This window comes from Cobetia sp. D5 (assembly GCF_035666195.1).
GTDB lineage: Bacteria > Pseudomonadota > Gammaproteobacteria > Pseudomonadales > Halomonadaceae > Cobetia > Cobetia amphilecti.
Genome location: NZ_CP142020.1, coordinates 2,639,751 through 2,659,738, shown reverse-complemented (window position 1 = coordinate 2,659,738; position 19,988 = coordinate 2,639,751). Strand labels below are relative to the sequence as shown.

The window sequence follows — 19,988 nt, the reverse complement described above, 5'->3', positions numbered from 1 at the left end:
AGTGGTCTGCTTTTCAGTGAGACGGTGTATTGACGGGGTTGTGTGGTGACTGGCCAGCCAGCACTCGGGCGACTTCCTTGGCGGCGATAGTGCGGGCCGCACGCAGTGATTCCTCCGAGTAGTAGGCGGCATGAGGGGTCACGATGACGTTGGGGAGCGAGAACAGAGGATTGTCGTTGGGGGACCAGTGTTTACGTTTGGCTGGCTCCTCCTCGGGATCATCGAGGCCCGCCCCAGCTATCCAGCCCTCTGACAACGCCTTGTAGAGCGCGCGGTTATCGATGGTGGGGCCGCGGCCAGTGCAGACCACCAATGCGTTGGGTTTCATTGAGCGAAACTCCTCCTCGCTCAAGAAGTGACGAGTTTCCGTTGTCATTGGCACCTGCATCATGACCACGTCTGACTCTGCCAGCAGTGCACCCTTGCCCACTGCTGCAACCTGATGGGCCGCGATGGTTGCGCTATCGACGTAGGGGTCGTGAATGATCACCTGAGCCCCGAAGGCCTTGGCACGCTGCGCGATGGCCTGGCCGATGGCGCCAAAGGAAACGATGCCAACAGTCTGGCCACGTAGACGATGTAGAGGAGCCGCACTCTGCCAGCGCCATTCACCTCGATGAGTGGCCCGGTCGTAGGCGAACAGCCCGCGCGCCAAGGCCAGCCAGAGACTGATAGCGTGGTCAGCAACTTCCTCGGTGCAGTAATTGCGCACGTTGGTGACTTGGATCCCCCTGGCGGTGGCCGCCGCCACGTCAACGATGTCGGTACCGACGCCGTAACGGGCGATGACCTGGCAGCGCTGCATGGCGGCGATGGTGCTGGCACCGATGTAGGCATATTGGTTGATCATGGCAGCGCAGTCGGCAGCGTGTTCTAACAGGTCCTGCTCCGATTTGGCTTGCAGGGCTATCACTTGGGCTCCAGCCTTCTCGAGAATTTCGCGCTCCAACTCGATATCGGCGAAGTCGTGATCAGTGATGATCACCTTCGGTCTGGTGGGCATGGCACTACCTCGTAATTGTTCGTTGCTGTCTTTTGCTCAACTGGTGTACCAGGCACCAGATGGAGTGAAATATACAAGCTAGCGTCGAGCTGTCAAAGAGGATCGATTGATAACGTCATTAGACATTGGTCATGTGAAGTACAGTAGCTACGGTGCCAAAGTCACCATCTTAAGGTATTGGGTATCGATGGGTTATTCTCTTTTTTATTCAATAATTATTCATCAAAAACAAAACCTTATCTGTGTTTTTCAGAAAGCGTGACGCCACCGATTTGGCGGGAAAGTAAGTCAATGCAAAACAGAGGTAGATCGGGTGGGTAGCGATAGCGCCATGGCGCTTTCTTGACAGATCCTTTTGGCATCAATCAATCTTCATATCGAAATCTGGAATACCAGTTTCGGATTGACTCCTTAATAACAATAGTGAGAGTTCGCCATGATCAAGAAATGGATGCTTATCAGCCTGCTGGTCGCCGCCACGCCGGCTCAGGCCACCACTGTCATCAAGCTGGGACACGGGACCAATGAAAATTTCCATATGGCGCGAGCGATGGTGGAGTTCGAACGCCTGGTGGAAGAAGGGGCTAATGGCGAGATTGACGTACAGATCTTCCCGTCATCCCAGCTGGGGGGGGATCGATCCATGATTGAAGGGGTGCAGACCGGCATTCTGGAAATGGCGGTGTCACCGTCGTCGTTCTTCACCAACTGGGACCCCGCTTTCGGCGTGATCGAACTGGCCTATATCTATCCGGACAAGGACACTGCGTTGGAAGTACTCGATGGCCCAGAAGGGGATGCCATGCTGAAACGACTTGATCGGATCGGCCTGAAGGGGTTGGGCTGGGTCGAGAGTGGCATGCGTCACCTGACCAATAATGCTCGCCCGATCAAGGCTCCTCAGGATCTGGAGGGCATCAAACTGCGCACCATGAAGGTGCCTGCCCATGTCGATACCTTCAAGGCGCTGGGGGCCAACCCGACACCGATGAATTTCGGTGAAGTCTATTCCGCTCTACAACAGGGAGTCATCGATGGGCAGGAAAACCCGCTTTCGTTGATCGACACGCAACGCTTCTATGAGGTGCAGAAGTACCTGACCCTTACGGCGCATATCTTTACGGCCTATACGCCGGTCATCTCCAAGACCTTCTTTGACTCCCTGCCTGAAGGACAGCAGCACTTGATTGAGCAGTCGATGGATCAGGCTATCGCCTACGATCGTGAACTGGTAGCAGAGGAGGATGCCGATCACCTAGCGCGTATCCAGAATTCTGGTGTTGAGATAAACAAACTGTCCGATGAACAGCATCAGGCCTTTGTTGATATCGCTGCAGACGTTAACGCTCAATATCGCAAGCGTATCGGTGCAGATGTCTTTGATGGGTGGATGGCTGCCATCGATCGCGCCTCTGAACAGTGATTAAGCACAGAGCCGGCACGCTAATCGCGAGGGGCGCCCAACTGGAAGAGATCCCTCACTCATTACGTGAAGCCGGAAAGTCGAGGACATGCCGATGATTCGTTGGCTGAATGAAAGGTTGGAAGAGTATCTGTCAGTTGTGCTGCTAGCACTGATCGTCGCACTGGTATCTGCCAATGTGCTGGCGCGCTATGTGTTCAACGCGTCCCTGTCCTGGGGGGAAGAGCTGGTGGGTTGGCTCTTCATCTGGTTTATCTGGATAGCAGTGAGCTACGTCTTTCGTCAGGATAAGCATATCGAGATTGCCTTTCTGAAGGAGCAGCTGCCTGAAGCGATACAGCGTTACTTGACACTAGTGGTTAGGCTGATCGTGGTTGCGTTTTTGATCACCATCAGCCTCTACTGCATCCAGCTGATGCTTAATCCCATGGTGCGGTATCAGGTATCGGTGGTGCTCCAGATACCGATGCCGCTTTATTACGCCTCGGCGCCCGCCGGCGCGCTATTGTCAGCGTTTCGCATTCTGCAACATTGTTGGCTGGCATGGCGATTTCCTCGCACCAGCCTTGAAGGAGGTGCCCTATGATCGCTGTTTCACTGATCGGCATGTTATTCGCCTTTATTGCTGTTGGCATGCCGGTGGCCATGGGGATGGGGCTTGCCACGCTGCTGGTGATATTGCTGGTCGATGGTGCGCCACCAGTGGTGCTTCTAGCGCGTTCGCTGGTAACAGCAGCGGACTCCTTTCCGCTGATTGCCGTCCCCCTTTTTGTGCTGGCCGGCGATCTGATGCAGATGGGGGGCATGTCACGACGCATCGTCGGTTTTGCCCATTCGCTGGTAGGGCATGTCAAAGGCGGTTTGGCCTATGTCAACGTGCTGGCTTGCTGCTTCTTTGCTGCCATTTCCGGCTCGTCACCGGCTACCGTGGCAGCGATTGGGTCGAACATGGTGCCGGAGATGGAAAAGGTCGGTTATCCACGACGCTTCTCGTCTGCTCTTACGGCAGCCGGAGGCATGGTGGGGGTGATGATTCCACCGTCCATTCCCTTCATCATCTATGGCGTATCCGCGGAGGTCTCGATCGGCAAGCTATTCATGGCCGGGATCGTCCCTGGCATCATGTTTGGCATTGCCTATATGCTGACCGCACGACTGATGCTTAGGCACAATCGTAAGTTGTTGGAGGAGCGCACCAGCTTCTCGAGCAAGGCGGTGACCACTTCGCTGCGCGATTCGATCTGGGCGCTGCTGGTCCCGGTCATTATCTTGGGTGGGATTTATGGTGGGATATTCACTCCTACCGAAGCGGGTGGGGTAGCCGTCATCTACTCGATCATCATTGGCGTCTTCGTCTACGGTGATATCCGCTTGTCGGAGTTGCCCAAGGTGTTTGCGCGTAGTGCTTCGACTAGCGGACAGATCCTGATCCTGGTAGTGGTGGCCGGTGGCTTTGGCCAGTTACTGACCATTGCCCAAGTGCCGAAAGATCTTGCGGCTGCCATTACCGGGTTTTCGACCAACCCTTTGGTACTACTACTGATGATCAACCTATTGCTACTGATCGTCGGCATGTTTATGGAGACCATTGCAGCAATCATCATCCTGACACCACTTTTATTACCGGTAGCGATTGCCGCGGGCGTCGACCCGATCCACTTCGGGGTGATCATGACCGTAAATCTTGCCATCGGCTTCTGTACGCCACCTCTAGGGGTCAACCTGTTCGTTGCCTCATCGGTGTCCGGTGTCAAGATCATGGAGGTGTCAGCGGCGATCATTCCTTACTTCGCGGCCATGATCGCGCTGCTGCTGGCCATCACCTATCTGCCGGGCATCTCGATGTTCCTTGCGGGCGGCTAGCTGCACCAACGGATATTTCACACCGTTGCATGCACTCTTAAACCGGCGCTTCGATCCAGTATCGTGTGCCGGTTTTTTGTATGTGGTCGCATATCGATACTTGGCTTCTCCTCGATATAGCATGTCGAATCAGCGAGTTGGCTCAGTGAGGGCTTGCTGTGTGGAGAACTTTCGCGAAGGAGCAATACTCGAACGCGGCACAGCGTTGGGCTTAGCGAGGCGACCTCCCAGCTCCCTTTTCAGAACTAGCCTGTTACCCCATTGCGTCAATACTCGACGCCCGTCATCACCCAGACGATGCGGGTCTCGGTCTCACCGGGGTTGCGAATCCAGTGGGGTTCTTCCCCGGTCAGCGAGAAGCTGTCGCCCGGGTTGAGCAGGAAGACCTGTTCGCCGAGGGTCAGCTCCAGCTGGCCACTTTCCACATAGCCCGCTTCCTCACCGCGCCGTTCACGTGGCGTCTCGCCGCCGCTGCCACCGGGCTGAAGGCGGGTCATGATCAGGATGAGCTGACCGCTTAGGCGAGGGGAGAGCAATTCTTCCCGCGCGCCGATGGCGCCGAGATTCATGGCGCGGCGCTGATCTGCACGCACGATGGTTTCCTGTTCTACCGCCGAGTCACTGCCGCCCGGCTGGAAGAACCAGCTGACGCGCACGTCGAGGGCGTCACTCAGCGTCTGCAATACCCCGATGGGCAGCGAAGAGACGCCGCGTTCCACCTGGCTGAGATAGCCGACGGATTTGCCGACGCGTTCCGCCAGTTGGCTGAGGGTCAGCTGACGGGACTTGCGCAGGTCGCGCAGCTGCCTGCCGATACGGCGGTCTTCCTGTTCTGCATTGCTGAGCGTGCTGCCGGTTGATGCCTGTGAGGAGTCTGTGTCCGTGGTCATCCGGTTTCCTCTTGGCAATGGGCGCTGGCGGTCAATGAGTGGCGTTTCATGTGGATGAAAAGCATGCAGCGGTTTTCATCAGCAAGATTATCAGCATGCGGCGTCGAGAGATAAGCCTGTGTCGTTATCAAATCGTCGTGTCGAGGCGGGGATTGATAGGGGGTTGAGGTAGCGGCTCCTGAGATAGGGGCTTGAGACAGAGACTTCTGAGATAACGCTTGAGACGCAAAAGGCCAGTCATCGCGACTGGCCTTTTGCGTCTGTGCTGCGCGTGACGATCACGCGGCTGGCGTAAAGGCCGGTCGCTGCTTGCGGAAGGCCTGTTTGCGGGTGATCTTGCCCTTCTCGAGGGTGAAGAGATCTACGCTATCGGCCTCGACACGCAGGCCATCGGGCTGGGTCGCCATGAAGGTGCATTCGGAGACGACGCGCTGATCAGCGAAGAAGAACTCGCCCTTGGCCCACTGCACATCGGGCATGGTCGTCCAGGTATTCACGAAGGCGTCGCGCACGGCGGCCTTGCCGACGATACGCGTGCCGTGCGCCTCATCGCCGGACACGGTGTCGAAGACCACATCGTCGGCGAAGTACTCCATGACCTCATCGATGGCGTGGCGATTGAAGGCATCGAACATGGCGGTCATCTGTTCACGATTCATGGTGCGTCTCTCTGGTGCTTGCATGCCGCAAGAGGCATGTCAGTGGGAGGTGTCGCGACGGAATTGGAGTGCGCCGCGGCGTGTCGGGAAGTGATGGCAGGAAGTGATAGGAGCGATCGGTGGCGGAGCTCGCGCGGCGCGTGACTCAGCTCACCTTGTCCAGCACCTGGAAATACTTGTAGAGCAGGTGTTGGCCCATGCGCCGGATAGGTCTGAGCGGATGGGCGGGCAGCGGCGAGTTGAAGATCGGCAGATGGGCTTCCGGCAACGACTGTCCGGCGATCAGCGCGGCCAGCTGCTTGGAAGCATAAGCCGAGAACGACACGCCGTTGCCGCTGTAACCCTGGGAGTAGAAGATCTGCTGCTTGGGGTCTGGCTGCACGATGCGCGGCATCATGTCGTGGGAGATATCCATCCAGCCATGCGAGAACCACGGCGTCTCGATACCGGCCAGCGCCGGGAACTTGCGCGCGATGGCCTCATGCACCACATCCAGATGCCGGGCATTCTGCGCATCCGCGCCACTGATGGCGCTACGCGTGCCGATCTGCAGGCGTTTCTCGGGTAGTAGTCGATAGTAATAACGCAGCTTGCGGGTGTCCGTGGTCAGGATGGTCGAACGCAGGCCACAAGCCTCGATCTCCTCGTCGGTCAGGGTGCGCGTCCACACCGAGTTGGCCATGATCGGCATGTTGCGATAGGCGGTCAGCGAGTGAAGGTTGGGGCTGGTATAGCCCGCCGTGGCGATGCCCACCGCGCGTGCCTTGACCGTGCCGCCCGGCGTCTGCAGATAGTGGATGCCGTTCTCGGTCGTCCAGTGCTGCACCGGGCTGCTGGTGTGGATTCGGGCGCCATGGCGGCGCGCGATACGCGCGTAGCTGTAGGCCAGCTTGAGCGGCTGCACGGCGATGCCCTCGGGCTCGAGCATCGCGCCGTGACTTTCCTGATCGCCCATGAAGTCACGGTGCACTGACGCGCGGTCCAGCGTTCGGGTCCGGTAGCCGAGGATGTTGTTGCACAGACGTGATTCGGCCTCGAGATGCTGCATGGCCTGCGGGCTGTGGGCGATCAGCAGATTGCCCAGTGGCTGAGGCTCGCAGTCCACCTCCGGGTCCTGGGTCAGGGACTTGAAGACCTCGAACCCCTCCAGGCTATTGGCGTGCAGCTGGCGCGCCATGTCGACGCCCCATTTCCTGACCCACTGGCTGCGGCTCAGGCGCCCCCAGGCCAGATGCCCCTGGCCGCCATTGCGGCTGGTGCAGCCCCAGCCGATCTGATTGGCCTCCAGCACCACCGCCTTGATGCCATGCTCACGCGCCAGGAACATCGCCGTGGCAAGGCCGGTGAAGCCGGCACCGATCAGCACCACGTCGGCCTCCATGTCGTCAGTGACCGGGCCATCATCCTCGGGCGGCGGCCCTGCGTGGTAGCGCCAGTAGCTCGGCGCATAATCCACTCCTTCGCCCGGGGAGCTGTCCTTGAGAGGGTCGTAGTGAGGGTTGTAAGGCTGCTTGACAGTCATCGTGGGTCACCATCCGTCTTGTTGTTGGCGATCGTTGTCATTGGTGATCGTTGTTGTTGGTGATCATTGTCATTGGCGATCAATGGCGGTGTCGGTTCGTGCGCGTTGCGCTCGGCTGGCTGGCCTGCTCGAGACGACGTGAGCCCATCATGCCGTTCATGTCGCGCCCGGGATGGGTTGGCTTCCCGACCCCGGGAGGGCGGGCGGCGTAGCCGTGGTACTTGTCGATGTACTTGGCGATGTACTGGGCGTGCTAGCTGGCGTGGCGGGTGTCACAGCGCTGGAGGCTTCCGGCTCAGCGGCTTCGGCAGGCGTCGGCTTTACCTGAGGGGCCGGCTGCATGGCCGTCGCGGGCTGTTCGTGGGTCGCCTTGAGCATGCGATAGACCGAGAACATGTAAGCGATGCTGACGAGGAAGAAGGGCGCGCCGACCACGATCGCCAGGCTCTTGATGGCGTTGAAGCCACCGGCGAGCTGGAAGACGATGCCGGTGACACCGATGATCACGCCCCACAGCAGGCGCATCAGGATCTTCGGATTCTCGTTGCCATTGGAGACCTGCATGGCCGAGAAGAATGAGGCCGAATCCGAGGTGGTGACGGCGAAGACGATGATGTTGAACAGCACCGCGAGGCACAGCCACCAGCCGCCGGGCATGCTCTGCAGCAACAGGTAGATGCCGGATTCCGGATTGCCCTGCACGCTTTCCCACAGCGGCACGATCTGATTGACCTCGGCATAGCCGGCCGAGCCGCCCCAGATGCTGAACCACACGATCGACAGCAGCATCGGCACCACCACTACGCCGAACACGAATTCGCGCAGGGTGCGGCCGCGGGAGATGCGCGCGATGAAACCGCCGCAGAAGGGGATGTAGGAGATGTACCAGAGCCAGTAGAAGATCATCCACCAGCCCACCCACTCGCGCTGTTCGAAGCTGCCCGCGTCGGTCCAGAACTGGTTGACGAACACCGAGCCGAAGTAGTCACCGAACTGCTGGGTAATCATGTTCAGCAGGTACTGCGCCGGGGCGTGACCGAAGGCCAGCAGCGCCAGCAGAATGGCGCCGGCCATGATCATGTTGAGCAGGCTGAGGTACTTGATGCCGCGCTCGATGCCGGTCGCCGCCGATGCCACATAGGCGATGATGATCACCAGCATCACCATGGCCTGACCGAAGGCACCGAACTCGAGCCCGAACAGCACCCTCAAGGCATAGCTGATGGAGGTAACGCCCAGCCCGATCATGGTGGCATTGCCGCCGATGGTACCGATCACGCCAAGCCCGTTGGCAAGCTTGCCCCACAGACTGCTGTTGCAGCGCTCCCCCAGAAGACCATAGAGACCGGTGGCGACCGTCAGCGGCTGCCCGAGGCGGTAGGCAGGAAAGGCGATGGCCCAGGCGGCCACGGCAAACAGTGCCCAGCCATTCATGCCCCAGTCCATCAGCGTGTTGCGGATCGCGGTTGATACCCCGGCCTGCTGGCCGACTTGATTGAGGTCCTGCACATGCGAGGAGGTGTAGAGGTGCGTCAATGGCTCGGCGACGCTGAAGAACACGAAGCCGATGCCCAGCCCGCAGCTGAAGATCATCGAGATCCACGCCACATAGCTGAACTCAGGACGTGAATCATCCGGCCCCAGGCGGATGCCGCCGAAGGGGCTGAGCAACAGATAGAAGCTGAAGATCAGCGTCGCGGCGACCCCGAGCACGAAGCTCCAGCCGAAATTGAAGATCAGGAAGTCACGTATGCCGGACAGCGCCGCGCCGGTCTGCTCCGGCGCCGCCAGGGCATAGATCATGATCAGGGTGTAGATGCTGAGGACGGGCCAGAACAGCCCCTTGTCGTAGTCGCCAAGCAGACCGGATGAGCGCGGAACGCCGTTGCTGCCAGCGCGCTCAGCCGCTGCGGGATTGCGTGTTGCTGTCACTGGGGTGCCTCCAGGAAGGGGCCCTGATGCTCCACGCCAGATCTCGTCAGACACCTGACAAGCCGACAGGAATATCGAGAGCAGATTTTATTGTTGTCATGGGAGCGGGGGCTGGGACGTCGCCCTTCATCGAACCGGCTAGGTCCCCATCCATCGTCAGTGAATGCGCTGCAGCTGATACAGCACTCGATGAATCTTCTCGCGTCACAAATGAAAATAGACTGCGAGTAAAATCGCGCAAGTGAAATTTTTCAGTATTTTTTCATTTATATGTAAATTGATTATCTTCCGACATTAACTTCTTGAAATACAGAGAAAATAACGCCGATGCGCAGCCTGGCCCGATGGTGGCAGGTCAGCGAACAGAGGCGAAAGGGGGGTAGAGAGCGGGGTAGGGATAAGAGTTGGGAGGTGAAAAAGGGACAGCGCTCATGCCCTGGTGTATCTCACCCAGCACGCTGGGCCAGCTCGGATATCGCTCGCTCGGGTATGAAACTCACGCTCCATCACACGCAACGCCGTGTGCCAGCGTGAGTTTCGTGGCTGGCCATTGTTTTCCGCGGCTTGGACCCAAGGTCTTGTTCACTGTTTATTCGAATGAGTGAATGCATTGCTCATCCTGACCCGAAAGTTCACCGGAAAAGGAAAGCACCTCCATGGCACTAACCACATCTTCGTCAGCGTCCGTCTCCGAGATCATCGTCGATTCATTGCTCGAAGCGGGAGCTCAGCGTTGCTACGGCATCGTGGGTGACACCATCAACCACTTCACCGACGCCATTCGGCGCTCCGAGATGGAGTGGGTACATGTGCGGCACGAGGAGGTGGCCGGTTTCGCGGCAGGGGGCGAGTCTTTCATCAGTGGCGAGCTTTCCTGCTGTGCCGGTACCTGTGGGCCGGGCAGTACGCACTTTCTAAATGGTCTGATCGAATCACATCGCAATGGTGCGCCGGTGGTGTTCATTGCCTCGCAGATCGATACCAGCGAGATGGGCGTCGGCTTCCCGCAGGATGTGGATCAGAAGGCGCTCTATTCCCAGTACAGCGTGTTCTGCGAGTACCTGACCAATCCCGAGAATGCCCGCCGCATGGTCGCCATCGCGGCGCAGAAGGCGCTGGCGGAAGGCGGGGTCGCGGTGCTGATCGTGCCGGGGGATCTGTTCACCCAGAAGCCCAAGGGCTCGCTGCCGTGGCGTGCCCATCGCTTTACGCCGGTGATTCGTCCCGGCGAGCAGGAGCTGGCCGCCGTCGCCGAGGCACTGAATGCGCCGGGCAAGGTCTCGATCTATGCCGGTATCGGCTGTCAGCACGCGCAGGAGGAAGTGCTGGCGCTGGCAAGACGGCTCAAGGCACCGGTCGCCTGGACGTCGCGCGCCAAGGACTTCATCGAGCCCAACAATGAGCTCGAAGTCGGCATGACCGGCGTATTCGGGCTGCAGGGCGGCTACGAGGCCGTCGCGGAGTGTGACACCTTGCTGCTGCTCGGTTGCAGCTTCGCCTGGACCCAGTTCTATCCGGACAAGGCGACGGTGATCCAGGTGGATCTGGACCCCGGCAAGATCGGTATTCGCCACCCGGTGGATCTCGGGGTCGTCGGTAGCGTCAAGGACACCTGCGCGGCGCTGCTGACCCGCGTCGACCCGCGTGATGACAGCGCCTGGCTCGACAGCTGCCGCAAGAAGTATCTCGAGGCGCGAGACGATGCCGCCGTCACCTCCGATGACGAGCGCCTCATCCACCCGCAGGAGCTGACACTGGCGCTGGATCGCCACGCCAGCGAAGACGCCGTATTCACCGCCGATGGCGGCAGCCCGATGGTCTGGTGCCTGCGCCATATTCGGGCCAACGGCAAGCGCCGCACGCTGCCGAGTCTGATGCATGGCACCATGGCCAACGCCTATCCTCAGGCCATCGGCATCCAGAAGGCCTACCCGCAGCGTCAGGTGATCGCCATGTGCGGCGATGGCGGCCTTGCCATGCTGATGGGGGACCTGTTGACCCTCAAGCAGGAGAAGATCCCGCTCAAGATCGTCATCTTCAACAACAGCACGCTGGGCTTCGTCGAGCTCGAGCAGAAGGTCGAGGGCATCCTGGATACCTACACCGAACTCGAGAACCCTGACTTCTCGCTGCTGGCACAGTCCATGGGGCTGTGGGAGCGTCGCGTCGAGGAGAAGCACGAGCTGGATGAGGCGGTGCAGAGCCTGCTGGCCCAGGACGGCCCCGGGGTGCTCGAGGTCAAGGTCAACCGCATGGAGCTGGTGATGCCACCGCATGTGGAGGCCGGGCAGGTCGCCTCCACCGCGCTTTACTCCGCCAAGGCGGTGCTCAATGGTCGCATGGATGATGTGGTCGACCTGGTGCGCAACAACTTCACCAAGCGCTGAGCAAATGATATGAGCCGGTAAACTGCTCAGTTATCTGTGCGAAGCTGATGCGAAAGAAGGCCCCGATCCTGTGGATCGGGGCCTTCTTGTGAGTGCAGCTATCGCACTATTACGTAGGTCAGCTCTTTACGTAGACCGCCGCGCGGCAAAGACCATCTCATGGCGTCGTTCACTTCCAGACCTGGGAAGAGAAGCCGCGCCAGTAGTCATCCATGTCGCGATAGCTGGTCATGTCATACAGGCTGAACTTGCGATTGAGGCGAGCGCCACCATCGCGGGTCAGCGGGTTCCAGGCCAGGCCGACAGTGTCGCGGCTGGAGTGCATGAAGAACGCATCCAGCGGCAGCACGATGTAGAGGCCCTTGTCGAAGCTACCCTCGCCGAAGTCGTCGCCGGCATCGGTGAAGGTGGCCCAGGCGCCCATGCGTGCGCCATTGGCGAAGCCGCGTGAGACATCCAGCGTCATGCCGACATCTTCTGCCAGGTAGCGGCCGAAGCTGGCCTTGGCCAACACGTCTTCATAGCCGGTATCCCAGTAGATGCTGGCATGGCCAGTGGTGGTCGAGTAATCGCGCAGGCCGAACTGCTGATCGAACTCGCGCTGCTTGACCCAGTTCACATCGACCCCGTAGGCCAGTGGTGAGCCCAGCGGGCGGTAGAGCACCTCCGCGCCGACACCGGCATACATCATCTCCAGAATGCCGCCGTAGGCCATGCCGTACCAATCGCGCCCGAACTGGTGAGTGCGGGTGTACTGCAGGTTGTCGATACCGACGTCGGTCTCTTCGATATAGCGACCGATATAGGAGCGAACCCTGGGCAGCTTGGAGTCTGAGATGTAATCGAACTTGTCGAAGTTATCGAACAGGGTCAGCTGTGCCGAACCGGAGAGCCAGCCGTGACGATCAGTACGCCAGGCGGCGGAGCCGCGCAGATAGGCCTGATACAGATAGCCATCCGGACCGCCGATGTTCTGGTTGAGGCCAGGCGAGAAGCCGGCACTCCAGCGATCATCGGGATTCTCGAGCAGCACCTTTTCACCGCTGTAGCGGGCCGCGCCTTCGCCATGCTCATCGGTCGGCTCGGTGGCCGCCAATGCATAGACGCTGTGGGTATAACGCAGCTGCTGGCGCGCATCGTGTCCGGCGCTGACGACATCGGCGCGCGAGTGGACATCTTCGCGCGTGTCCAGACCGCCAGAACGCAGGCGGTAATGGAAGCTCTCGAAATAGTCATCCAGCCGGTTGTGCAGCACGCGGTTGGCACGCCCTTCGGCCTGAGCGGTGGAGCGGAAACGCGTGCTCTCGCCACTGACGATCAAGGCGGTTCCCTCACGGGAGAGGCTATCGACGCGAATGCCCGATTGCGCCTGAATCTCGCGGGAGAGTTCAGGCCAGCTGACCTGGTTGCGCGTGGGGGCCTCGGCATTCAGACGCTCCGGCGGGCTATCCAGCTTGGCCTGCGAGAGCCCGGCGAGATCTACCCCGAAGTTGACGCCGAACATCGCGGTATTGCCACGCTCCCAGCCGGCCTTGACGGTCAGGTTGTCAGTCACGCTCAGGCGGGCACCCAGGTTGATCGGGCTGTCCTGCTCTTGATCGTTGTCCTGCGGCTCGCTTTGATAGTCATTGCCATCAAGCTCTGCCATCAGCACCAGCGGGTCCCACGGTGTCTGCCATTCCACGCCGCCGAAGATACCGACATCGCCCTTGAACAGGCTGTTGAGGGAGAACTCACCGCCCTGATCACCGCCAGTCTCGCCAGTGCCTGGGCGGTCGTTGTAGCTGTCACGCACCCAGCCGAGCGGGTTGCTGATATCACCGCGTGAACCGAGATAGCCCCAGCCCAGCCCCAGCGTGAAGTCGAGGTCATACCAGCGCTTGCTGGCGACCAGGTACTCGCTGCCGAACAGGCTGGTACCGCCCATGTCGCGCAGGCCGACCGCGACTTCGGGCAGATAACGACTCTCTTCCCACAAGCGGAACTTGGCGTCGACGCCCTTATCCAGGTAATCGCGGTCGCCGGCGATGGCTTCGCCATACAGGCGGTTGGTGACTTCCGTGTAGCGGAAGCCGACCTCCAGCCAATCGAGAGGCTGCAGGCTGACGTTATAGCGCCGGTAAGGTTCGACCTGGCTATAGGAGAAGTGAATGCTGCCCGGTTTCTGCATGCGCGCAGTCGGGGTCTGCATCAGGCCGACGCCACCGAAATCCGATTGCCCATGCCCGAGGCCACTGAGACGTGTCTCGATCGGCTGCGGACCATCCAGCAGACCGGCGTAGCTCATCGGGGCCAGCAGCACGCCCGCACTGAGCATGGCCAGCTGCCGGATGGCGCGCGTCAAGGGGGTGAGCCCGGCACGCGCCGGCGCCATGGAAGTGAAGTGCGAATGATCCATGCTGTCTGCTGCCATCCTTTGCCTGCCTGAGCACGAGGCGTCCTGCTGTGTCATTGTCACGTCGCTCATGGAGTGTCGCCCTGAGGGAGCGAGCCACTGTCCGCGTCATCACGGTGATCACTGTCATTACGGTTATCACGGTCATCACTGTCAGCGTATTGCCGCGCTACCTGCAGATAGTCGCGCTGCTGCGGTCCCCCCGTGATGGCATCCACGCTGCGGCACTCCTTGCCCGGCCATTGCAGACTCAACCACTCGGGCAGGCTGCGATTGACCCAGGCGGCTGCCGCCGAGATACGCGGCATGTTGACCACGACACGGTCGCCCGGCGCCAGCGTATAGGGCTGGTCATTCCAGGCGCTGATACCGCGGACAATGATCCTGCCGCCCAGCGTGATGACGCTGGCGTGTTCCGAGTCCGCCTGCGCGCCCGGCAGGCCAGCGATGGCGTCGTGCAGCGTCAGCCCGGGGCGCCAGTCCAGCTGACGCACGCCAACGGCACTCCAGAGCTGAATGCGCGTCTCGGCCTGGCATTGGCCTATCCAGTCACCCGTCGTGAGCGGGATGTCCAGCCGCGGAAAACGCCACAGGGCAATGGGATCGATCCGCCCGACCTGACGCCCCTCGACCGGTGTACGACCGATGATGCGCATCCAGTGCTTGAGCCCTTCAGCCGACAGCCGATCATCAAAGACGGCTTGCGAGCTCAGTTGACGCAGCTCGAAGAACAGGCGGCGCCCCAGCTCACGTGTCCTGTCGCGTGCCTGCTGGGTGGCCACGAACGCATGCGGCCACTCGATACCATTGGCATTCGTCAGCACGCCGAGCTGGCGCGATAGCGCCTCACTGATGGTCAGTGTCTGGGCGCTGGCATCCCGGTCTTGGGATGGGGCTGACGATGCTGTCGGAGTCTCGATGGCCAGCGCTGCGCCAGGCAGCAAGAGTGCACCGCAAGCAGACGCGAGCATCGCGACGCCAAGGGCGGCCTTCAGACGTTCATGCAGATAGCTTTTCACGACACCTCGACGGGCAAGAGACACGGCACCTCGATGGACAGAAGGCACGCTGCCGACTCGTGCAACCGGGGCGGCATGATCATGGCGCTGAAAGAAAATTTCTTGGCATTTACCACCAGCCACGCGCGACCTCCCAGCTCCAATAATGAGAATCCGGCCATGGTTGAACATCCGCCGCCCAGATTCTTGGTGCCGCATTGGCATCAGTCGCGGGGGGATCATTCACAGTAGCAACCGCATAGCGATTGACGCTACGCGAGCCATCTTGCCAGAGGATGTTTTCCTCACACTGGGCCACTGTCTGATCGCCCAACGGCAAGGCCTGCACGGAGGGGGCCGCGCATTGCCAGCTTGCCTGGCCCTGCGCATAGCCCTCTATCCCATCGGCGCGCTGCCAGCGTGAGTAAATCACGTAGCTGGGCGTGGATTCGCCCCTGTCCAGCGTAGACATCAGCGTGGTCAGGGATACATCGCGTCGCATGTCCAGCAGGTCGGTGTCGAAGCCGGCGGTACCGCTCAGCCAGCCGTTCTCCAGACGCACGAAGGCATGTTCCGCGGTTTCGAAACGTGCCAGCTCTGTCGTGCTCGAAGGCTGTCTTGCCTTCGACTCAACAGGCGTGGCGGAAGAGGGCAGGGCTGCCAGAGGTGTCAGCCCTGTGTGTTCTTGCTGATAGGTCGCGTCCGTTGCGTCCATGTCTTTGCGGGTCGCTGTCTCCAGAGACGCCAACACCACCATCCCGGTGTTGCCGTCATAGCTGAAGCGCAGCGTGGCATAGGGCAGGGCGCGCGCACGCTCAGCATCGAATTGATCGCTGCCGAGTATTGCGCTGGCCGTCTGCCCCAACTGCCCCTGCTCAAGCGCGGAGCAGCCCCCAAGCATCAATGCGCCGGACACAAGCAAAGGGGCCGCGAGGCGGCCCCCCATCATGATGGATGTCGGCTTCATGGTGATCAGAAGGTACCTGTGGTGCCGGTGGTGCCAGTCGTACCAGTAGACCCTGTGGTGCCAGTCGTCCCGGTCGTACCCGTTGTGCCAGTGGTACCGGTGGTGCCTGTCGTGCCCGTTGTACCGTCGCCATCACCCGGCTCGCCGCCTTCATCCGGGTCACTGCCGTCATCAGGGTCGGTGGTGCCGGTAGAGCCTGTGGTACCGGTCGTGCCGGTGGTGCCAGTCGTGCCAGTCGTGCCAGTCGTCCCGGTGGTGCCAGTCGTGCCGTCGCCGTCACCCGGATCCGTGCCATCACCCGGATCAGTGCCGCCATCGCCACCGTCACCCGGATCAGTACCGCCGTCGCCACCATCACCCGGATCAGTGCCGCCATCGCCACCGTCACCCGGATCAGTGCCACCGTCGCCGCCATCACCCGGATCAGTACCGCCGTCGCCGCCATCACCCGGATCAGTGCCGCCGTCGCCACCATCGCCCGGATCAGTGCCGCCATCGCCACCATCACCCGGATCAGTGCCGCCATCGCCACCATCACCCGGATCAGTGCCGCCATCGCCACCATCACCCGGATCAGTGCCGCCATCGCCACCATCACCCGGATCAGTGCCGCCATCGCCACCGTCACCCGGATCAGTGCCGCCGTCGCCACCATCGCCCGGATCAGTGCCGCCTTCGCCACCATCACCCGGATCAGTACCGCCGTCGCCACCGTCACCCGGATCAGTACCGCCGTCGCCACCGTCACCCGGATCAGTACCGCCATCGCCGCCATCACCCGGATCAGTACCACCGTCGCCGCCAGTGCTACCGCCACTGCTGCCGTCACCACCGGAGGCGACGGTAGCAGCGACACCGACCGCCGCCGCCAGGCCAGCGGCGACAGCTGCAATGGTGCCAGCGGCCATGCCACCAGCGGCGCCAGCGCCTGCTGCCGCACCGCCAGTACTGCTGCTTCCTGTGCTGGAAGATGCTGTGCTGGAAGGTGCCGAACCTGTCTGAGCCGGTGCTTCACTTTCGGCACGGGCTATCCCGGCAACCAGAGGAGATAAGGCCAGTCCCGCGATGACCAATGTTGTAGCAGTGCGTTTCATGTGCGTTCCCTTGTCTTCCCGTGTAGGAAATTCTCACGCTCTCTGTGTTGGCACAGGCGCTGATATGACTTGCTGGGCGATTGATTCTATATGAGAAACAATAGAGGGTGTTGGAGACTTGTCGTGCACAACGTTCTATCGCCTCGTGAGACAGATTTCAATACGCGAATGTTGTGGAAATTAACAGAGTTCAGGTTGTTGGTCGACTGACATCTAACCGTAAACAACCATCGAATATGATGATCGCGGCATCATGCTTGACAAGAATGGCCTCGGGCTCTCGACAATAATCGCAAGAAATGCGAGCCGGTAAAAATTGGCCAATCTCGGAAGAGAGCATACGGGCTTGAATTCTGGGTCGTCATACTCGTTATCTTTATCGGTAAGCCCATTTCAATACTGATTGATGATGCTTTGATGAGAAGGCTAGTCATTTTGTTATTGGTTAATTGGTACTTTGTGTAAATTTTTCGTTTCTGATTGATGCTGATGCGTATCTCGGTCAGCCGTGGCCGATCTAGGTGTCTCTTTTTGGATACGCAAAGATTCATGATCTAATGCCCTGCAATGCGGCTCCTGGCGCCCAGTGGTCCACATAATACTAAAAATATCAGTCATTTAGGTGTTATCGTCTCGCTTTCATGCCTTGGTGGGCGGCAGGGGAATATGAATAAAGGGTGGAACGAGAGTCCCAGAATGCAGTATCATGCGTCCCTTATTGAAAAGGCTGTGTTTCTTTTTTGCGACACAGGAAGGATGGGTCACCGGTGGAACGTCATGCCGCGTTGACGACACGCAGGAAGGATCTTGCGCTTGCGGTGATGGTGTCTCTACCAACGCCCGATAGATTCTCTCCTCAGCAGTGTCGGTTACAGGCTGTCATGGCGTGTCAGCCATTGGATTTGCAGTGACTGGTACCATCCAGGCAGTGCGAGCCGATAGGGTTGTACAAGTCTTATTAGTTCGAAACCTGAATACTGTACTCATTTGAACAAAAACAAGTCCTCATCTGATAGCACTGGCGATCTACAAGACGATTGCTCTGCTAGGGTTTGTTGCGTCTTGAATTTCGGGATTACCTTTCTGGTTGTTAAGTATTAGCTAATTGAATTTTGTGCTCGATATCTGTCCACGAGTTCAGTGCGCCGGATTTTCCTCAAGGGGAATGATCTTGTCTTGAATTTGAGGCGCCACTCGTAGCAAGGCTTTCTTGCGTCAGTGAAGGATTGATGCTGCCTGGGAAACAGGTGGCCAGGCACGACACAAGCTGGAAGATATCAAGATCTTCATGTCAGGGCCTCAGGGATGCGCCGTCAACCACCCTGGGGCGGTAGCGTGCCTAAAACCAGCTCACGCTCACGAAGCCGATTGAGTCGGGAAGACACATCGCAGGCCTTGCGCAATGCAGGCCAACATCAGACGGCTTTCTGGCTGTTCTCGAGATTCACCCTGCGCATCCTTTTCTACATTTTGTCTCTTCACCCTGACTCTTCTCCCTGACTGGCATGTCGGGTTTGGGCTGCTGAGCCTATTTTCGGTTGACGACTTTCGATTGACTACGTCGCGGCCTGACCACGACGCCTTCTCTTCCAGGGCAGCATGAGGCTGCCCATTCCATCTTGCAGTTTTCGGGGGTTTTACATGATCAAGGTCACCATGTTTGGCAAGGGCTGTGCGCTGTCGCCGCGCCCCCGCCTGGCAATGACCACCGCGCTGTTGATTGCCATGTTGTCTACCACGGGCTGTGCTTTCGCCCCCGGTGGCGATATGGACTATCAGACAGAAACGGCCCCGCTGGATGATGCGCTTGAGGTCAAGCCGATCACCTTCGGCATGGTAGATGCCCTGAATGACAGTCGTGGCCAGGGCCAGCGTGACAATCAGCTGCTTGAGCAGCAGTTGGCCGATTACGATTACCGCATCGGTCGCGGTGATGTGCTCAACATCATCGTCTACGATCACCCCGAATTGACCATCCCGGCCGGCTCTGAACGCAGCGCCATCGAATCCGGCAACAGCGTGCACAGCGACGGCACCATCTTTTATCCCTACATCGGGCGCGTCAAAGCAGCGGGGCTGACGGTCAAGGAACTGCGCGCCGTCATCGAGCGCCGCCTGTCTGGTTATATCGCTTCACCGCAGATCGATGTGCAGGTGGCGGCATTCAAATCCCAGAAGGTATACGTCACCGGCCAGGTGGAAACGCCTGGAATCCTGCCGATCACCAATGTACCGCTGACCATCCTCGATGCGGTCAATCAGGCAGGCGGCCTGTCGCCGCTGGCCAACTGGCACGACGTGGTACTGACGCGTGATGACAGTGATGAACACTTCTCGCTGTATGACTTGCTGCAGAACGGCGCACTGAGCAACAACCGCCTGCTGCGCGACGGTGATGTGCTGCACATCCCGGATGTGGGCAATCAGAAAGTCTATGTAATGGGTGAGGTGCAACTGCCGGGCAGCCTGGCAATGGGCAATTCGCGTATTTCACTGACGGATGCCATTGCCCAGTCTGGTGGTATCGATGAAGGCCAGGCCGATGCCAAGGGCATCTTCGTCGTGCGCCGTGCCGATACCAGTAGCGGCAAGCTGGCGACCGTCTATCAGCTGGATGCCCGCGATTCAGCAGCCTTCGTCATCGGTGCCGAATTCATGCTCCAGCCTTCTGATGTGGTCTATGTCACCGCCGCGCCGCTCAGTCGTTGGAATCGTGTCGTCAATCAGTTGATGCCGACCCTGACCGCCGTTTATCAGGTGACGCGTTCTGCCAGTGATTTTGATGACCTGCGCGGCGATGACTGATCCGCACGAGCATCTCATACCCCTGTTCATTACCATCTACCACTGGTTCT

The 19,988-nt window shown here is 59.7% G+C and carries 14 protein-coding genes; 5 read left to right on the top strand and 9 right to left on the bottom strand.

The window, feature by feature from the left end:
• Positions 1 to 13: 13 nt before the first annotated feature.
• Complete coding sequence (locus U0O11_RS11005) at positions 14 to 1,003, bottom strand: C-terminal binding protein (RefSeq protein WP_192837793.1); 990 nt, start codon at positions 1,001 to 1,003, stop codon at positions 14 to 16.
• Positions 1,004 to 1,439: 436 nt separating this feature from the next.
• Between U0O11_RS11005 and U0O11_RS11000 the strand changes: the two genes are divergently transcribed.
• The 3 genes from U0O11_RS11000 (at position 1,440) to U0O11_RS10990 (ending at position 4,289) form a co-directional block, all read left to right on the top strand.
• A complete protein-coding gene (locus U0O11_RS11000; RefSeq protein ID WP_192837794.1) occupies positions 1,440 to 2,426 on the top strand; it encodes a TRAP transporter substrate-binding protein in 987 nt (328 codons plus the stop codon).
• A 94-nt stretch (positions 2,427 to 2,520) separates the two neighbouring features.
• Positions 2,521 to 3,012 (top strand): TRAP transporter small permease, encoded by a 492-nt coding sequence (locus U0O11_RS10995; RefSeq protein ID WP_324689997.1) that lies wholly within the window; start codon positions 2,521 to 2,523, stop codon positions 3,010 to 3,012.
• Positions 3,009 to 4,289 carry a TRAP transporter large permease gene (locus U0O11_RS10990; RefSeq protein ID WP_192837796.1) on the top strand — a complete coding sequence of 427 codons (1,281 nt, stop codon included), beginning with the start codon at positions 3,009 to 3,011 and terminating at the stop codon, positions 4,287 to 4,289. Before U0O11_RS10995 ends, U0O11_RS10990 begins: the two co-directional genes overlap by 4 nt.
• Before the next feature lie 266 nt (positions 4,290 to 4,555).
• Here U0O11_RS10990 and U0O11_RS10985 read toward each other — a convergent pair whose 3' ends face one another.
• The 4 genes from U0O11_RS10985 to U0O11_RS10970 all read right to left on the bottom strand — a co-directional run bounded on the left by U0O11_RS10985 (position 4,556) and on the right by U0O11_RS10970 (position 9,292).
• Positions 4,556 to 5,179 (bottom strand): helix-turn-helix domain-containing protein, encoded by a 624-nt coding sequence (locus tag U0O11_RS10985; RefSeq protein WP_324689994.1) that lies wholly within the window; start codon positions 5,177 to 5,179, stop codon positions 4,556 to 4,558.
• Positions 5,180 to 5,457: 278 nt separating this feature from the next.
• Entirely contained in the window at positions 5,458 to 5,838 is a 381-nt protein-coding gene (locus U0O11_RS10980; RefSeq protein WP_216060339.1) for a nuclear transport factor 2 family protein, read from the bottom strand.
• A gap of 145 nt (positions 5,839 to 5,983) precedes the next feature.
• Complete coding sequence (locus U0O11_RS10975; protein ID WP_324689990.1) at positions 5,984 to 7,360, bottom strand: NAD(P)/FAD-dependent oxidoreductase; 1,377 nt, start codon at positions 7,358 to 7,360, stop codon at positions 5,984 to 5,986.
• Positions 7,361 to 7,516: 156 nt separating this feature from the next.
• Positions 7,517 to 9,292, bottom strand: coding sequence for a BCCT family transporter (locus U0O11_RS10970; protein ID WP_324689988.1), 1,776 nt, complete (start codon positions 9,290 to 9,292; stop codon positions 7,517 to 7,519).
• 656 nt (positions 9,293 to 9,948) lie between these two features.
• Between U0O11_RS10970 and U0O11_RS10965 the strand changes: the two genes are divergently transcribed.
• Entirely contained in the window at positions 9,949 to 11,679 is a 1,731-nt protein-coding gene (locus U0O11_RS10965) for a thiamine pyrophosphate-dependent enzyme (RefSeq protein ID WP_324689986.1), read from the top strand.
• 169 nt (positions 11,680 to 11,848) lie between these two features.
• Here the strand turns inward: U0O11_RS10965 and U0O11_RS10960 are convergent, their stop codons facing one another.
• From U0O11_RS10960 to U0O11_RS10945, 4 genes are all read right to left on the bottom strand, one after another.
• Positions 11,849 to 14,077 (bottom strand): YjbH domain-containing protein, encoded by a 2,229-nt coding sequence (locus tag U0O11_RS10960; RefSeq protein ID WP_324689984.1) that lies wholly within the window; start codon positions 14,075 to 14,077, stop codon positions 11,849 to 11,851.
• 65 nt (positions 14,078 to 14,142) lie between these two features.
• On the bottom strand, positions 14,143 to 15,117 hold the full coding sequence (locus U0O11_RS10955; RefSeq protein ID WP_324689982.1) for a hypothetical protein: 975 nt from the start codon (positions 15,115 to 15,117) through the stop codon (positions 14,143 to 14,145).
• 85 nt (positions 15,118 to 15,202) lie between these two features.
• Positions 15,203 to 16,039, bottom strand: a complete 837-nt coding sequence (locus U0O11_RS10950; RefSeq protein WP_324689980.1) for a hypothetical protein — start codon at positions 16,037 to 16,039, stop codon at positions 15,203 to 15,205.
• On the bottom strand, positions 15,948 to 16,979 hold the full coding sequence (locus U0O11_RS10945; RefSeq protein WP_324689978.1) for a hypothetical protein: 1,032 nt from the start codon (positions 16,977 to 16,979) through the stop codon (positions 15,948 to 15,950). Before U0O11_RS10945 ends, U0O11_RS10950 begins: the two co-directional genes overlap by 92 nt.
• A gap of 1,795 nt (positions 16,980 to 18,774) precedes the next feature.
• On the opposite strand from U0O11_RS10945, the gene U0O11_RS10940 reads away from it, so the two are divergent.
• A complete protein-coding gene (locus tag U0O11_RS10940; protein WP_324689976.1) occupies positions 18,775 to 19,938 on the top strand; it encodes a polysaccharide export protein in 1,164 nt (387 codons plus the stop codon).
• Positions 19,939 to 19,988: the final 50 nt, after the last annotated feature.

Bases quoted from the DNA above. Each gene is read 5' to 3' on its own strand.
- U0O11_RS11005 (WP_192837793.1), bottom strand. From the start codon at position 1,003: ATGCCCACCAGACCGAAGGTGATCATCACTGATCACGACTTCGCCGAT.
- U0O11_RS11000 (WP_192837794.1), top strand. From the start codon at position 1,440: ATGATCAAGAAATGGATGCTTATCAGCCTGCTGGTCGCCGCCACGCCG.
- U0O11_RS10995 (WP_324689997.1), top strand. From the start codon at position 2,521: ATGATTCGTTGGCTGAATGAAAGGTTGGAAGAGTATCTGTCAGTTGTG.
- U0O11_RS10990 (WP_192837796.1), top strand. From the start codon at position 3,009: ATGATCGCTGTTTCACTGATCGGCATGTTATTCGCCTTTATTGCTGTT.
- U0O11_RS10985 (WP_324689994.1), bottom strand. From the start codon at position 5,179: ATGACCACGGACACAGACTCCTCACAGGCATCAACCGGCAGCACGCTC.
- U0O11_RS10980 (WP_216060339.1), bottom strand. From the start codon at position 5,838: ATGAATCGTGAACAGATGACCGCCATGTTCGATGCCTTCAATCGCCAC.
- U0O11_RS10975 (WP_324689990.1), bottom strand. From the start codon at position 7,360: ATGACTGTCAAGCAGCCTTACAACCCTCACTACGACCCTCTCAAGGAC.
- U0O11_RS10965 (WP_324689986.1), top strand. From the start codon at position 9,949: ATGGCACTAACCACATCTTCGTCAGCGTCCGTCTCCGAGATCATCGTC.
- U0O11_RS10960 (WP_324689984.1), bottom strand. From the start codon at position 14,077: ATGGATCATTCGCACTTCACTTCCATGGCGCCGGCGCGTGCCGGGCTC.
- U0O11_RS10950 (WP_324689980.1), bottom strand. From the start codon at position 16,039: ATGAAGCCGACATCCATCATGATGGGGGGCCGCCTCGCGGCCCCTTTG.
- U0O11_RS10940 (WP_324689976.1), top strand. From the start codon at position 18,775: ATGATCAAGGTCACCATGTTTGGCAAGGGCTGTGCGCTGTCGCCGCGC.